This window comes from Nocardioides sp. Kera G14, from assembly GCF_020715565.1.
Lineage (GTDB): Bacteria > Actinomycetota > Actinomycetes > Propionibacteriales > Nocardioidaceae > Nocardioides.
The window spans coordinates 1,359,929-1,373,799 of the sequence record NZ_CP085839.1; the positions used below are offsets into that span (position 1 = coordinate 1,359,929).

A 13,871-nucleotide genomic window follows, 5' to 3' on the forward strand; every position below is an offset into this window, starting at 1 on the left:
TGCCCGGTGAGAAGCGCTTCTAAACATCGCCCGAATGGGCACAGGGCGATCATGCGGATCCTGCTGTGGCACGTGCACGGTTCCTGGACCACGTCGTTCGTCCAGGGACGCCATGACTATCTCCTTCCTGTGACCCCCGATCGGGGCCCCGACGGCCTGGGCCGCGCGCGGACGTGGGACTGGCCGACGAGCGTGCGCGAGGTGCCTTCGGAGGAGCTCGCGAGCGAGCCGGTCGACCTCGTCGTCCTGCAGCGGCCGCACGAGCTCGAGCTCGCCGCCCGGTGGCTGGGGCGGCGTCCCGGTGAGGACGTGCCGGCGGTGTACGTCGAGCACAACACGCCCATGGGTGACGTGCCCGACACCCGGCACCCCCTGGCCGACCAGCGTGCGATCCCGATCGCCCACGTGACCGGCTTCAACGACCTGATGTGGGACGCCGGGGAGGCACGGACGGTCGTGATCGACCACGGCATCGTCGATCCCGGCCTCCGCTACACCGGCGAGTTGGACCATGCCGCGGTCGTCGTCAACGACCCGGTCCGGCGCGGACGCTCCGTCGGTGCGGACCTCGTGCCGGTCCTCGCCGACGCTGTGCCGGTGGACCTCTTCGGGATGCGGGTCGACCAGATGCCGCAGCAGGCCGGCCTGACGACGTACGAGGATCTGCCGCAGGAGCAGATGCACTCCGAGCTGGCCCGACGACGGGTCTACGCCCACCTCAGCCGCTGGACCTCACTCGGCCTCTCCCTGCTGGAGGCGATGCACCTCGGCATGCCCGTCGTGGCGATGGCGGCGACCGAGGCGCCGCGGGCCGTCGTGCCAGGCACGGGTGAGCTGGTCACCAGCCCAGCCGCCCTGGTCGAGGCCGTACGTCGACTTGTCGATGATCCGGAGAGGGCCACCGAGACCGGGCGGGCCGCGCGACAGCACGTGCTCGAGCGCTACGGACTCAAGCGCTTCCTCGACGACTGGGACGCGGTCCTGGAGGAGGCAGCACGATGAGCGAGTTGATCAAGGAGTCCTACTGGGTGGATTCGGCACCTTCGCCGTCGCACCCACCGCTGGCGGAGGACCTCACGGTCGACGTGGCGGTAATCGGCGCCGGCATCGCGGGCGTCTGCACGGCGTGGGAGCTCGCGCGCACCGGTAAGCGGGTCGCGCTCCTCGAGGCGGACGAGGTGCTGACGGGCACCACCGGTTACACGACCGCCAAGGTGAGCGCCCTGCACACGCTCCGGTATGCGGAGATCCGCAGGGCCTTCGGTGCCGAGGGAGCAGCGACCTATGCGACAACGCAGCAGGGAGCGATCGAGCGTGTCGCCGAGGTGGTGGCGGAGCTGGGGATCGACTGCCAGTTCGAGCGGGTGCCGGCGTACACGTGGGTCGAGTCCGAGGGCCAGCTCGCGAAGATCCACAGCGAGGTGGAGGCGGCCACGGAGGCGGGCCTGCCGGCGAGCTTCGTCACCGAGTCCGACCTGCCGTTCCCCATCGCCGGTGCGATCCGGGTCGAGGACCAGGCACAGTTCCATCCGCGCGCCTACCTTCTGGCGCTCCTCGACGACCTCCGGAAGCACGGTGGGCAGGTCTTCGAGCACACCCGGATCCATGGGCTGGAGGAGGGCGAGCCGTGCCGGGTTGTCAGCGAGTCGGGCCACACCGTGACCGCGGCCGACGTCGTCGTCGCCACGCACTATCCCGTCTTCGATCGGGCGATGCTCTTCGCGCGGCTCGTGCCACATCGCGACCTCGTCATCGCCGCGGTGATCCCCGAGGTCCAGGACCCGAAGGGCATGTACATCACTCCGGAGCAGGGCATCCGCTCCGTCCGCACTGCGCCGTACGGCGAGGGCGAGCGGCTCCTCATCGTGACCGGTGAGGGCTTCACGCCCGGCGAGGGCGAGGTCGAGCCGCGCTACCAGGCACTGGCCGACTGGACGAGTGAGCGCTTCCCGGGCGCCCGGCTGACCTACCGCTGGTCGGCGCAGGACACGAGCACGCCGGACGGCATCTCCTACATCGGCCCCTTCCATCTCGGCGCCCGCCATACCTGGGTCGCAACCGGCTTCGGTGGGTGGGGGATGACCAACGGTGTCCTCGCCGGCCAGCTCCTCACCGCGCTGATCAACGGCGAGAGCCCGTCGCACGCGGGCCTCTACGACCCGCGACGGATCCACCCGCTCAAGGAGGCCGTGCCGATGCTCAAGGCGCAGGCCAAGGTCGCGGGCCACATGGTCGGCGACCGCCTCCGTTCGTACGTCGGCTCCGTGGACGACATCGCGCCCGGCCAGGGTGCCGTCGTGCGGGTCGACGGCGAGCGCTGTGCCGTCTACCGCGACGACGCGGGCCAGTGCCACGCCGTCTCAGCGACATGCACCCACCTCGGGTGCCTGGTCAACTTCGACGACGCCGAGCGCAGCTGGGTCTGTCCGTGCCACGGCTCGCGCTTCGCCACCGACGGTTCCGTGCTGCACGGTCCGGCGACGAAGCCGCTCAGAGCTGTGAGCGCACCCCCGGCTCCTCACTGACGTCCAGTGCGGCCCCGGAGCGGCCGAGCGGCAGGACGGTGCGCGACCGGCTGCCTTCCAGTTCGAGTGCCAGGGCGGCGTACAGACTGACGATGGCGAGCACGAGACCGACCCAGGCTGCGGTCTGCATCCAGCCGCGGCCACCGTCGATCTCGGCGATGCCGGTGAGGATGAACCGGACGGCGCTGAGCGTGATCACGGCAGCGGGCACCAGCTTGGCGGTGGCGGCCGCAGCGGGCACCAGCAGGGCGATGCCGGCACAGATGACGAGCACCCCGAGCCCGTCGCTGAGGGCACCGGGCGCCGACGTGAGCGTCGCCAGGCAGACTCCGCCCCACGTGCCGGAGAGGAGGCCCATCCCGGTCGCGGCGACCGGATCGCGGGAGAGGAATCCCATGAGGCAGGCGACCAGCTGGAGAGGGACGGTCAGCACCAGCACGCCGAGCGCGATGGTGCGGCCGTCGGTGGCGGGGATCCACGTCAGCTGCAGCGCGGCGAAGGCGGTGGTCGCGACGGTGAGAGCGAGGAAGCCCAGGGGCAGCGAGGTGGCGAGCGGGCGCAGGACCACGTGTGTGGTGGCGCTCATGGCGTCACCATCGCCTGGGCCGCGGTCTCCTTGACCTTGGCGTTGGCCCAGCGCATCTGGCGCAGCGTCTCGGGATGGCAGCCCTTGCAGACCGCGAGCAGTTCGCGGTCCTGCAGGGCCTGTGCGGTCTGGGCCAGCACCTCCCAGTCGAGGGAGACACCGGCGGCGGTCTTGTGGATGTGGCGCAGGTCGACGAGGAGCAGCACGGCCGGCTCGTGGAACCGCCCCAGCATCTCGGCGCCCTTCTGCTTGATCCGGGCGAGGACGGTGGACTCGTCCTCCGACTCGCCGTCGAGCTCGAGGCCGTGGTCCCGACCGACCCGCGCCAGCTCCTGTACGTGCTTCTGCGACCAGCGCGCGATGTCCCGAGCGACGTGGAAGATCTCGTGGTCGGCCTTCTGCTGGGCGCTCAGGCTCAGCAGAGCGCCGGCCAGGTCGTTCTCGGCGCGGTGCAGCTCCTCGATGGCTGCGGCGACCTTGGTCATCGTGTGCCTCCTGCCGCGGTGAGCTCCGCATCGGCGATCTGCTCATCGGCCAGGGCGCTCGCGGCGCCGTGTGTCGCCGGGACGGAGGTGTCGACCGGCTTCGAGGCGGTCGTGGTCGGGGCGGCGGACGGGGTGCCCTCGCCGGCCTCCACGCGGACGGCGGCGGCCGCGGCGGTCTTGAAGATCGGCTGCTTCGACGCCGGATCCCAGTCGGTCAGCGTGAGCTCGTTGGCGGCACGGTCGTGCCGCTCGGGGTCGTCAGCGGGAATGTCGAGATCCCAGTAGCCGTAGTGGAACGGCAGGAAGAGCACGCCGTCGCGGATGCCGCTGACTCGCAGCCTGGCGCGGACCGCGCCCCGCGGGGTGGTGACCTCCAGCAGGTCGCCCTCCGCCCAGCCGTGGGCGGCGGCGTCGGCGGTCGATGCCTCGACCCACACCTCCGGCGCGGCGGCCTGGAGCTGGGGTGCGCGGCCCGTCTTCGTGCGGGTGTGGAAGTGGTAGAGCGTGCGGCCGGTGATCAGCCGGAACGGGAACTCCTCGGACGGCGGCTCGTGCGGCGGCAGGTACTCCGCGGCCTTGATGACGGCTTTGCCCTGCGGGTTGAGCGCCTTGTACTCGGTCGGCTCGACCGGCGCGCCGGTGACGAGGTCGCGACCGTAGCTCTCGCACTGGTCAGGGTGCGACCAGAAGGCGCCGTCGACATAGATGTGCTCGGTGCCGTCGGGATGCTCGTCGTTGCACGGCCACTGGATGCCGCTGCCACCGCGCAGCTTGTCGTAGCTCAGGCCGCTGTAGTCGCACGGTCTGCCGCGACTGCACTCCTTCCAGCCCTCGAAGGCGCCCTCGGCGTCGCTCCACTTCACCAGCGGGGCGCCGTCCTTGTCGCGGAGGTCGAGTCGGTGGGCGTAGTCGATCAGGATGTCGAGGTCGGCCCGCGCCTGCCCGGGCGGCTCGACCGCCTTCTCCGACAGGTGCACGGTCCGGTCGGCGTTGGTGAAGGTGCCGGTCTTCTCGCCCCACGTGGCCGCCGGCAGGACGACGTCGGCGAGCTGTGCGGTCTCGGTGAGGAAGAGGTCCTGCACGACCAGGAAGAGTCGCTCCTGCCCGAGGATCGAGCGGATCCGTCGCAGCTCCGGGAGGGACACCGCCGGATTGGTCCCCGTCACGTAGAGGAAGCGGATCGAGCCGTCCTCGACGTACCGCAGGATCTGCATGAGGTGGGTTGGCGAGCTGTAGTGGGGGATCTGCATCGGGTCGATGTTCCAGACCTTCGCGAGCTCCTTGACGTGCTCCTCGTTGGCCCAGTTGCGGAAGGCCGGCAGGTCGCCGTCGGCGCCGCACTCGCGGGTGTTCTGCGCCGTGGGCTGGCCGTTCATCTGCAGGATGCCGCACCCGGGACGGCCGAGCATGCCGCGCAGGATGTGGATGTTGTTGACCTGGACGGCGGCCGCGGTGGCCTGGTGGGACTGGTAGAAGCCCTGCAGCACGGTCGACATGAGTCGCTCGGCGGAGCCGATGACCTCGGCAGCGCGCCGGATGTCGTCGGCCGGGACGTCGCAGACGTCGGCGGCCCGCTCGACCGTGTGGCCGTCGAGCATCTTCTGCAGCTCGGCGAAGCCCACCGCGTGCGCCTCGACGTAGTCGTGATCAACCCGGCCGTGGTCGAGGAGCTCCCGCAGGAGCGCATTCATCAGCATGACGTTGGTGCCCGGTCGGGGTGCGAGGTGGACGTCGGCGTGCCGGGCGACCATCGTCTCGCGTGGGTCCACGCACACGATGCGCGGAGGGTTGGGACCGGCGAGCCGGTCGAGGATGCGGGTCCACAGGACCGTCTGGGTCTCGGCCACGTTGTGGCCGTAGAGGCAGATCGTGTCGGCATGGTCGATGTCGGTGTAGCTGCCCGGCTGGCCGTCGCTGGCGAAGGACTCCTTGAGCGCGGCGGCGGCCGTCGCGGTGCAGAGCCGGGTGTTGCCGTCGACGTGGTTGGTGCCGATGCCGCCGTGGGCGATCAGGCCGAGCGTGTAGTACTCCTCGAGGAAGAGCTGGCCAGTCGTGTAGAAGCCGACCGAGCTCGGACCGCGCTCGGCGAGCAGCTCCTTGGTCCGGCCTGCGACGGCCGCCATCGCGGTCTCCCAGTCGGTCTCGACCAGCTGGCCGTCGCGGCGGATCAGTGGCGTGGTGAGCCGGTCGGGGGAGTTGTTGGCCTGCCAGCCGTAGAGGTCCTTGGGGCCCAGTCGCCCGTGGTTGACCCGGTCGACCCCACGGCCGCGTACGCCGACGATGCGCTCGTCCTTCACCGCGATGTCGAGCGCGTCGCCGTTGGAGTGCAGCAGCGAGGCGGACTGCACCCACCGGTCGACGTCGTCCGGGTCGACCCCGTCGGCGAGATGGGAGTCCACCCGGATCGGCCACGCCTCGCCGGCGGCGTACGGAGTGCGGGTTCCCCAGGGCGCGGCGATGCGGTCGGTCGTGGCCATGGAGGTGGGGTACCTCACACGGGAGGATTCATTCTCGCTGAATGTGGACCAGCTCGCCCCGGTCCCCGAACCAGCGGGTCTCGAGGACGACCAGGCCCGGATGGGCGAGGTCATCGGACTGGCCGGGACCCACCTGCAGGACCGCGTGCCCCTCGGGCGAGAGATGCGCGGCGATCAGGTCGAGACACGTGCGCACGAGGGCGAGCCCGTCGGGCCCGCCGTCGATCGCGTGCTCGGGGTCTTCCGCGAACCCGGCGACGGAGTCGCTGGGCACCCACGGCGGATCGGCGAGGATCACGTCGAAGCGCTCGTCCGGCGCAAGGGACGTCTCCAGGTCCCCGCACCTGACCTCGACGCGCTCCGAGAGCCCGGCGTCCGCTGCGTTCTTCCGCGCGTAGTCGCACGCGTCGGCCGAGGAGTCGACCATCACGAGCTCCGCCGAGGTCCGCAGGGCCAGCGCCAGGCCGATGTGCCCGACGCCGCTGCACAGCTCGAGCACCGGTCCGCGCGGAGTGCGGTCCCAGAGCGAGGCGCCCCACTCCGACTGCTCGATCGTCCACGCGCGCGGCGCGAGGACGGATCCGTCGTACGCGATGGTCAACGGGCCGTACGACGTCGTGGGCATGGCCGAGTGATACCCGTCAGCACGCCACACATGTCCGCGCCGTCGGACGAACCTCCAGCCTCGCCGGGTCGATCGGCCGGCCGCACCGCTCGCAGACCCCATAGGTCCCGGCATCGACCCGTGAGAGGGCCGCGTCGAGCTCCTCGATCTGGGTGCGCGCCTGGGCCACCAGCGTCGCCACGTGCGAGCGCTCGAAGGCGATCGTCGCGCCCTCCGGATCATGCTCGTCGTCGGCGTTGGTGTCGCGCGAGGCGTCGACGATCTCGCGGAAGTCGCCGGTCAGCTCCGCGAGCCGACGTACGGTCCGAGCGCGCTCGGCGAGGAGACGGTCGCGGGTCGGGTCCATCCGACCAGTCTTACGCGGCGGTGTAGCGCCCCGGCCGGTGGTTGAAGGCGAGCACCAGGTTGAGCACGACGGCGCCGCCCGCCGAGATGAGTACGTCGACCGGCGAGGCCGTCGCCAGCGAGCAGAGCACCACGGCGACATCGAGACCCATCTGCACATAACCGGCCCGCAGCCCGAGGCGCTCCTGCAGCAGCAGGCAGACGATGTTGAAGCCACCGAGGCTCGAGCGGTGCCGGAAGAGGATCAGGATGGCGATGCCGCAGAGCAGGTTGCCGACGAGCGCGGAGTACCAGGTGGCGAGGTGCATGTCGGGCAGCAGCGCGGTGTGCACGAGCGAGAAGACCGACACGAGCGCGACGCATCCGACGGTCCGCAGCGCGAAGTTCCAGCCCAAGGTGTGGATCGCGAGCGCGATGAAGGGCAGGTTGACGGCACTGAAGATGACCGCGAACGGCACCGGCAGCAGGTAGCTCAGCAACAGTGAGAGGCCGGCGGTCCCGCCGGTGACGATGCCGCTGCCATGGAGCAGCGCGAGGCCCAGCGCGCTGACGAACGGGCCGGTCAGCAGGCCGAGGGCGTCCTCGGCGGGCGTGTGCCGCAGCGGCGCCGGCGTCACCGGGCGCAGCGGAGTCACGACGGTGGTCATGCCAGCGCCCCGACCGGTGCGAGGACGGCGAGCGCGCGATCGTTGGCGACCCGGTCGGCGATGGTGATCCGGATCCCATCGCCGGCATAGCCGCGTACCAGGACGTCGGCGTGGTCGAACGACTCCATCAGGTGCTCCCGTCGCTCGTCGGAGCAGCGGAGCCAGACGAAGTTGGCCTGCGAGTCGGGCGTCTCCCATCCCAACTCCCGGAGGCGCGCGATCATGCGCTCGCGCTCCGCCCTCACCTCGCGCACGCGCCGCTCCATCTCGTCGACCGCGGCGAGTGAGGCGAGCGCCGCGCTCTGGGCGAGGTCCGTCACGGCGAAGGTCAGCATCGTGCGTCGGACCGCCTCGGCGATCTCAGGGCGTGCCACCGCATAGCCCACCCGGAGTCCGGCGAGACCGTGTGCCTTGGAGAAGGTGCGGACGAGGCAGACGTTGGGATGCCGGCGGAGGAGTTCGAGCCCGTCGAAGCCGGAGTCGTCGTATTCGACATACGCCTCGTCGATCGCGACGAGCACGTGCTGTGGGACCCGGGCGAGGAGGTCGTCGACCTCAGCCGTCGTCAGTGCCACGCCGGTCGGGTTGTTCGGGGTGCAGAGCAGGATGAGTCGGGTGCGGTCCGTGACCGCCGCGGCCATCGCAGCCAGGTCGTGCCGCTCACCCGCCAGCGGTACGCCGACGGCGACTGCTCCGGCGAGGCGCACCAGGATCGGGTAGGCCTCGAAGGAGCGCCACGCGTGGATCACCTCGTCGCCCGGCTCGCACAGTGCGGTGAGGAGCTGTTGCAGCACGCCGCTGCTGCCCGGCCCGATCGCGACCTCGTCCGTGCCCGCTCCGACGTGCTTCGCGATCGCGGCACGCAGCTCGAGGCCCTGCGGGTCGGGGTAGCGGTTGACCCGCGCCGCGCCCTGGGAGATCGCGTCGACCACGGCGGGGAGCGGCGCGAAGTGGCTCTCGTTGGAGGCCAGCGCGGCCACCTCGGCGCCCGCGGCACGGCGCCCGGCGACGTACGCGGGAAGCTGGCTGAGGAGGGAGCGGGGGACCGGGCCGGGGAGAGTCGGGGTCATGCCTCCATGCTGAGGACCCGGGACCGGTCTGCACAACCAAGACACCTTTCGCTTGGCAGATCGTCGCCACATGCGCGGGGACAGGGGCAGAATGCCAAGCATGATCCGCCTTGACCCGCTCGACGCCCAGATCCTGCTGGCGCTCGATGACGAGCCGGACGCCGCACTCCTCGCCGTCGCCAAACGCCTCGGGGTCTCGCGCAACACCGTCCATGCGCGCCTGCGCCGCATGGAGGCCGAGGGTCTCTTCCTCGGCTTCAGTCAGCGGGTGTCGCTGACGACGCTGGGCCATCCGCTGATCGCGTTCATCTCCCTGCAGATCGACCAGGCGCTCAGCGAGAGCGCGGAGGCGGCGCTGGTGGAGATCCCCGAGGTCGTCGAGATCCACGCGACGACCGGCGATGCCGACCTGCTCGTGACCGTGGCGGCACAGGACGCCGACGACCTCTACCGGATCACCAACGCGATCGTCCGCACGCCGGGCGTCGCCCGCTCGAGCACCGCCGTCTCACTGTCACAGCCGCTGCCACGGCGGACGAGGTCGCTCATCGCGCGCCTGGCCACCCCTTAGCTCTCCTGTCCAGCCTGGTCCTCGAGCAACGAGCGCGCGTGCTCGTTGCCCTCCTGATCCAGCGCGCGGTGGAAGCTGTCGAGCTTCTGCTCGCCCGCCGGAAACGGCGGCAACAGGGGCACGTCGGGATCGACGACGGCCTCGAGGACGACCGGACGAACAGCGCTGAGCGCCCGGTCCCACGCCGCCTCGACATCGTCGCCGGCCTCCACACGGATGCCGGTCATGCCCAGGAGCTCGGCGTACCCCGCATAGGGGAAGTCGGGGAGCGACTGGCTGACGTCGTACCGCGGGTCGCCCTCGGTCTCCCGCTGCTCCCACGTCACCTCGGCGAGGTCACGGTTGTTGAGCACGAGCACGACGAACCGCGGGTCGGCCCAGTCCTTCCAGCGCGAGGAGACGGTGATCAGCTCGGCGACGCCGTTCATCTGCATGCCGCCGTCGCCGACGAGGGCGACGACCGGGCGGTCCGGCGACGCCAGCTTGGCGGCCAAGCCGTAGGGGAGCCCGGAGCCCATCGAGGCGAGCGTGGAGGAGAGATGCGCCTGCACTCCTTGCGGGAGGGTCAGGTGCCGGGCGTACCAGTAGACGACCGAGCCGACATCGATGCTCAGCTGCGCGTCGGCCGGCAGACGTGGAGTCAGCGTCCGGACGACGTGCTCCGGACTGAGCGGCGTGGCTGCGACCGCCCGCTCCGAGGCGATGCGGTGCCACCGTTCGACCTGGTCGACGACGTTCGCCCGCCACGTCGGGTCGGTCTTCTCCTCGAGTAGGGGGAGGAGCGCAGTCAGGGTCTCGGAGGCGTCACCCACGAGGCCGACCTCGACCGGATAGCGGTTGCCGAGGTGTCGGCCGTCGAGGTCGATCTGGACGGCCCGGGCCTGCCCCGGCTCGGGGTAGAACTCGGTCCACGGGTCGTTGGTGCCGATCATGAGGAGGGTGTCGCAGTGCTCCATCAACCACCCGGAGGCGGTGGTGCCGAGGTGGCCCATGACACCGCAACTGTAGGGCAGCGTCTCGTCCCACCACGGCTTGCCGAGCAGGCTCGTCACCACCCCCGCTCCGAGCCGATCGGCCACCTCCTGCACGAGCGGCCCGACGTCTCGCGCACCTTGGCCGAGCATGATCGCGACCCGGTCGCCGGCGTTCAGGACTGCGGCAGCCTCGGCGAGGTCGTCGTCGGCAGGGAGGACGCGCGGTGCGCGCCACTGGGGTGCGGTCGGGACGACGCCGTGCTCGTGCGGCGGCACCTCCGGTGCCGGCTCGACCTGTACGTCGTGGGGGAGCACGACGACGCAGGGCGACCGCGTCGCGAGGGCGGTCCGGAACGCTCTGTCGACGACCATCCCGGCCTGCTCGGGAGCCAGCACGGTCTGGCAGTACTGGGCCGCGACGTCCTTGAACAGCGCGGGCAGGTCGATCTCCTGCTGGTACTCCGAGCCCAACGCGGTGGTCGCCTGCTGGCCGACGATCGCGACGACCGGCTGGTGGTCGAGCTTGGCGTCGTAGAGGCCGTTGAGCAGGTGGACTGCGCCGGGGCCCTGCGTGCTGGTGACCACGCCGACGCCGCCGGTGTACTTCGCATGGCCGACCGCCATCAGCGCGGCGTTCTCCTCGTGCCGCGCCTGGACGAACGCCGGGTCGCCCTCCGCGCGTCGCAGCGCGCCCATCAGGCCGTTGATGCCGTCGCCCGAATAGCCGAAGACGCGGTGCACGCCCCACGCCCGCAGTCGTTCGACGACCAGGTCCGCCACGAGTCGCTCAGTCATACACGGCCTGTACCCCGCCGTGGTGATCGCAACCGATTCGGCCTTCAGGCGCCCAGGTCCGCGGCGTTCATGCCGGCGAGCGCGTCCTTGACGGCCGGATTCGAGGCGATCATCTCCGAGGCGAACTGGTCACCGGTGATCCGGAACTGCTCGAGGTCGTCGGAGTCGGACGTCAGGGCGGCGGCGTGCTCGGTCCAACTCTCGGCCGATGCGTCGTCGCTGAACACCCTCGGCAGTCCGGCGAGGACGAGGCGCCCGGCGTGGTTGCCGCCGATCTCGAAGAAGTCTCCGTGCACCGTGGTCTCCTGATGGGCCAGCCAGGTGATGAAGCCCGAGACGTACTCAGGACCCATGGTGTCGCGCAGTGTCGAGAGGATGGTCGGATCGGTGTAGGCGTTCTCGGTCATCGGGGTCCAGGCCGTCGGCATGATGGTCGTCACCTGGACGCCGACCCGGTCGCCCTCCATCGCCAGGGTGTTGCCCAAGCCGAAGAGTGCCGCCTTGGCGGCGCCGTAGGCGCTGGCGCCGGGGTTGGCCAAGAGGCCGGAGGACGAGACGAGGATGACCCGACCGCTCCCGGAGTCCACCAGATGCGGCCAGGCCGCGTGCAGCATCTCGACGGTTCCCTTGAAGGAGACGTCGAACACCTTCCAGAACTCCTCGAGCGGCTGCTCGCCGAAGAGGCCGACGCGCAGGATGCCTGCGTTCGCGACGACGATGTCGAGTCGCCCGAAGTTGTCCAGTGCGGTACCGACGATCTCGGAACCACCGGTGGAGACGTCGTGGGTGTCAACCACTGCCGTACCCCCGGCGTCGGTGATGGCCTTGACCACCGCTTCGGCGTTCGCCTGCACGACATCGTTGACGATCACGCGCGCGCCGCGGGCGGCGAGCGTCTTCGCGTGGGCCTCGCCCATGCCTTGGCCCGCACCAGTGACGATCGCTACGCGGCCTTCGAAGTCCAACATTTGCCCCAGCTCCTCTGCTGTCCTTGGACGGGCACTGGCGCCCGCTCCCTGCTATTATGATACTCCGTCTCACAACCTCGTTCTCCAGGAGGACGCCATGACGGCACCACGCTCCAGAGGTAATGCCGGTCGCCCTCCGGTCTCGACCCCGGACGCCGTTGAGGAGGTGGCGATGCGGCTGTGGCTCCGCGACGGCTACGAGGCGGTCTCTGTGGACCAGATCGCCGCCGAGATGGGGATCAGCCGCTCGACCGTGTTCCGCTACTTCCGCACCAAGGCTGCGATCGTGTGGGCCGGATTCGACCGTGCCCTGGAGCAGCTGAGCTCGTCGCTGGCGGCGACCGCGGCCGAGGACACGATGGCTGCCATTCGGGCCGCGGTGGGGCAGGCGGTGTACGCCGGGACGGATGACCGCGGCGTGTGGTGGGAGCGGTTCGTCCTCTTCGACAGCGTTCCGGCGCTCCGTGCCGAGGCAGCGGACCGGTGGGAACGATGGGTCACGATCGTGGCCGCGTTCGTCGCGGGACGAATGGGCGTCGACTCCCTGCACCCTTATCCGATGGCGATCGCCTCAGCGCATCAGGGGGTGTACATCGCGACCTTGCGCACTTGGGAGGGACGACCCGGCGATCCCGAGCAGCTGCTTGACCGGATGACCGCTTCGATGGAGGCGGTCGGTGAGGCACTGGCCGGGTTACTGGGCTGAGGATCAGTCGGCGAAGCGTCCCGGGTTCGCTGCCACCGCACGCTTCAGGACGGGACGGTTGTCTCGGTAGGCCTCGACGACCGGGGCGATCTCGTCCGGCGTCGCGCCGTGCATGATCACCGAGTGCACGCCGAGGTCGAACTGGTGGGAGACGAAGTCGGCGCACTCGGCGGCAGTGCCGGTGGCGGCTGAGGCGAGCCAGTCCTCGGGGAACATCGCGTCGAGCTCCTCCAACGTCTCGATCGTCGCGTTGGCATCGATGGCGCCCTCCGTGCGGTTGTAGGCCTCACTCGTACGGATGCGCTCCCAGACGCCGGGATCCCAGCCGTTGGTCTTCACCAGGATGTCGCCGTACCCCTGGAGGTAGGAGGAGAGCCGGCCGACGCGGCGGCGGAGCCGGTCCTCGTCGGGCAGGTCATCGGGGATGGTCGCGACCACGGCCCAGATCCGGACGCTGTCAGGATCCCTGCCCGCCTTCGCGGCGCCGCGGCGCACGGCCTCCACGGACGCGGTGGTCGCCTCGTCGGAGAAGAACGTGTGAAGGACGACGAAGTCGCCGATCTCCCCGGCCATCTGGAGGGTCTTCGGCCCGACGCCGACGAACCCGATCGGCGGCGCGTCCTCGAGGTTGTTGTCGTGGTACAGCAACGGCCACTTCCCGGCAGGACCGTCGTGGTTCCAGATCCGCTCGCCGGCCCAGAGCCGTCGCAGCAGGTCGGTGAAGTCACGCATCCGTGCCTCCGTGAGGGTGGGCAGGCCGATGATCTCCCAGTGCGCCGCGACGCCGCGTGCAAAGCCGAGCGCGAACCGTCCCTCGGTGAGGGCATGCATGGTCGAGCCGATCGCCGCGGTGATCATCGGGTGCCGCGTGTTCTGGTTCGTGGCCGCAGTGGCGATGCCGAGGTTCGTGGTGTGGCCGGCCAGCGCCCCGGAGAGGACCGCCGCCTCCTTCACCGTGAACCGCTCACCGATGTGCACGGCGCCGAGGCCGAGCTCCTCGGCCTTCCTCGCCTCGGGAAAGAGCACTCTCGCATCGGCGGGGTGACGGGTCACGCAGTAGTAGCCGAGCTCATTGAGTTGCTCCACATCCGGACCGT

The 13,871-nt window shown here is 70.4% G+C and carries 14 protein-coding genes; 4 read left to right on the forward strand and 10 right to left on the reverse strand.

What is annotated here, in order from left to right; genetic code table 11:
- Positions 1 to 51 precede the first annotated feature (51 nt).
- Positions 52 to 1,002, forward strand: a complete 951-nt coding sequence (locus LH076_RS06730; protein WP_227783217.1) for a glycosyltransferase — start codon at positions 52 to 54, stop codon at positions 1,000 to 1,002.
- On the forward strand, positions 999 to 2,525 hold the full coding sequence (locus LH076_RS06735) for an FAD-dependent oxidoreductase (RefSeq protein WP_227783218.1): 1,527 nt from the start codon (positions 999 to 1,001) through the stop codon (positions 2,523 to 2,525). The genes LH076_RS06730 and LH076_RS06735 overlap by 4 nt, the downstream gene beginning before the upstream one ends.
- Here LH076_RS06735 and LH076_RS06740 read toward each other — a convergent pair.
- The 7 genes from LH076_RS06740 to hisC are packed head-to-tail and all read right to left on the reverse strand — an operon-like array spanning position 2,491 to position 8,760.
- Positions 2,491 to 3,111, reverse strand: a complete 621-nt coding sequence (locus tag LH076_RS06740; RefSeq protein WP_227783219.1) for a hypothetical protein — start codon at positions 3,109 to 3,111, stop codon at positions 2,491 to 2,493. The two genes, LH076_RS06735 and LH076_RS06740, sit on opposite strands and share 35 nt — an antisense overlap.
- Entirely contained in the window at positions 3,108 to 3,596 is a 489-nt protein-coding gene (locus LH076_RS06745) for a hypothetical protein (protein WP_227783220.1), read from the reverse strand. Before LH076_RS06745 ends, LH076_RS06740 begins: the two co-directional genes overlap by 4 nt.
- A complete protein-coding gene (locus LH076_RS06750) occupies positions 3,593 to 6,073 on the reverse strand; it encodes a molybdopterin oxidoreductase family protein (RefSeq protein ID WP_227783221.1) in 2,481 nt (826 codons plus the stop codon). Before LH076_RS06750 ends, LH076_RS06745 begins: the two co-directional genes overlap by 4 nt.
- 28 nt (positions 6,074 to 6,101) lie before the next feature.
- A complete protein-coding gene (locus tag LH076_RS06755; RefSeq protein WP_227783222.1) occupies positions 6,102 to 6,698 on the reverse strand; it encodes a methyltransferase domain-containing protein in 597 nt (198 codons plus the stop codon).
- Between the two features lie 16 nt (positions 6,699 to 6,714).
- A complete protein-coding gene (locus tag LH076_RS06760; protein ID WP_227783223.1) occupies positions 6,715 to 7,044 on the reverse strand; it encodes a TraR/DksA family transcriptional regulator in 330 nt (109 codons plus the stop codon).
- Positions 7,045 to 7,054: 10 nt separating this feature from the next.
- Positions 7,055 to 7,690: a YitT family protein gene (locus tag LH076_RS06765; RefSeq protein ID WP_227783224.1), complete on the reverse strand. Its 636-nt coding sequence runs from the start codon at positions 7,688 to 7,690 to the stop codon at positions 7,055 to 7,057.
- On the reverse strand, positions 7,687 to 8,760 hold the full coding sequence (gene hisC, locus LH076_RS06770; RefSeq protein ID WP_227783225.1) for a histidinol-phosphate transaminase: 1,074 nt from the start codon (positions 8,758 to 8,760) through the stop codon (positions 7,687 to 7,689). Before hisC ends, LH076_RS06765 begins: the two co-directional genes overlap by 4 nt.
- Positions 8,761 to 8,860: 100 nt before the next feature.
- Between hisC and LH076_RS06775 the strand changes: the two genes are divergently transcribed.
- On the forward strand, positions 8,861 to 9,331 hold the full coding sequence (locus LH076_RS06775; RefSeq protein ID WP_227783226.1) for an Lrp/AsnC family transcriptional regulator: 471 nt from the start codon (positions 8,861 to 8,863) through the stop codon (positions 9,329 to 9,331).
- Here LH076_RS06775 and LH076_RS06780 read toward each other — a convergent pair.
- The gene (locus LH076_RS06780) at positions 9,328 to 11,100 is read right to left on the reverse strand and encodes a thiamine pyrophosphate-requiring protein (protein WP_227783227.1); all 1,773 of its coding nucleotides are present in this window, start codon (positions 11,098 to 11,100) and stop codon (positions 9,328 to 9,330) included. The genes LH076_RS06775 and LH076_RS06780 overlap by 4 nt on opposite strands.
- 44 nt (positions 11,101 to 11,144) lie before the next feature.
- Positions 11,145 to 12,068 (reverse strand): SDR family NAD(P)-dependent oxidoreductase, encoded by a 924-nt coding sequence (locus tag LH076_RS06785; protein WP_227783228.1) that lies wholly within the window; start codon positions 12,066 to 12,068, stop codon positions 11,145 to 11,147.
- Between the two features lie 172 nt (positions 12,069 to 12,240).
- On the opposite strand from LH076_RS06785, the gene LH076_RS06790 reads away from it, so the two are divergent.
- Entirely contained in the window at positions 12,241 to 12,774 is a 534-nt protein-coding gene (locus tag LH076_RS06790) for a TetR family transcriptional regulator (protein ID WP_227783229.1), read from the forward strand.
- Between the two features lie 3 nt (positions 12,775 to 12,777).
- Here the strand turns inward: LH076_RS06790 and LH076_RS06795 are convergent, their stop codons facing one another.
- On the reverse strand, positions 12,778 to 13,860 hold the full coding sequence (locus LH076_RS06795; RefSeq protein WP_227783230.1) for a TIGR03857 family LLM class F420-dependent oxidoreductase: 1,083 nt from the start codon (positions 13,858 to 13,860) through the stop codon (positions 12,778 to 12,780).
- Positions 13,861 to 13,871: the final 11 nt, after the last annotated feature.

Excerpts from the sequence above, each read along its gene's own strand:
- LH076_RS06730 (WP_227783217.1), top strand. The coding sequence starts at position 52 with ATGCGGATCCTGCTGTGGCACGTGCACGGTTCCTGGACCACGTCGTTC.
- LH076_RS06735 (WP_227783218.1), top strand. The coding sequence starts at position 999 with ATGAGCGAGTTGATCAAGGAGTCCTACTGGGTGGATTCGGCACCTTCG.
- LH076_RS06740 (WP_227783219.1), bottom strand. The coding sequence starts at position 3,111 with ATGAGCGCCACCACACACGTGGTCCTGCGCCCGCTCGCCACCTCGCTG.
- LH076_RS06745 (WP_227783220.1), bottom strand. The coding sequence starts at position 3,596 with ATGACCAAGGTCGCCGCAGCCATCGAGGAGCTGCACCGCGCCGAGAAC.
- LH076_RS06750 (WP_227783221.1), bottom strand. The coding sequence starts at position 6,073 with ATGGCCACGACCGACCGCATCGCCGCGCCCTGGGGAACCCGCACTCCG.
- LH076_RS06755 (WP_227783222.1), bottom strand. The coding sequence starts at position 6,698 with ATGCCCACGACGTCGTACGGCCCGTTGACCATCGCGTACGACGGATCC.
- LH076_RS06760 (WP_227783223.1), bottom strand. The coding sequence starts at position 7,044 with ATGGACCCGACCCGCGACCGTCTCCTCGCCGAGCGCGCTCGGACCGTA.
- LH076_RS06765 (WP_227783224.1), bottom strand. The coding sequence starts at position 7,690 with ATGACCACCGTCGTGACTCCGCTGCGCCCGGTGACGCCGGCGCCGCTG.
- hisC (WP_227783225.1), bottom strand. The coding sequence starts at position 8,760 with ATGACCCCGACTCTCCCCGGCCCGGTCCCCCGCTCCCTCCTCAGCCAG.
- LH076_RS06775 (WP_227783226.1), top strand. The coding sequence starts at position 8,861 with ATGATCCGCCTTGACCCGCTCGACGCCCAGATCCTGCTGGCGCTCGAT.
- LH076_RS06780 (WP_227783227.1), bottom strand. The coding sequence starts at position 11,100 with ATGACTGAGCGACTCGTGGCGGACCTGGTCGTCGAACGACTGCGGGCG.
- LH076_RS06785 (WP_227783228.1), bottom strand. The coding sequence starts at position 12,068 with ATGTTGGACTTCGAAGGCCGCGTAGCGATCGTCACTGGTGCGGGCCAA.
- LH076_RS06790 (WP_227783229.1), top strand. The coding sequence starts at position 12,241 with ATGCGGCTGTGGCTCCGCGACGGCTACGAGGCGGTCTCTGTGGACCAG.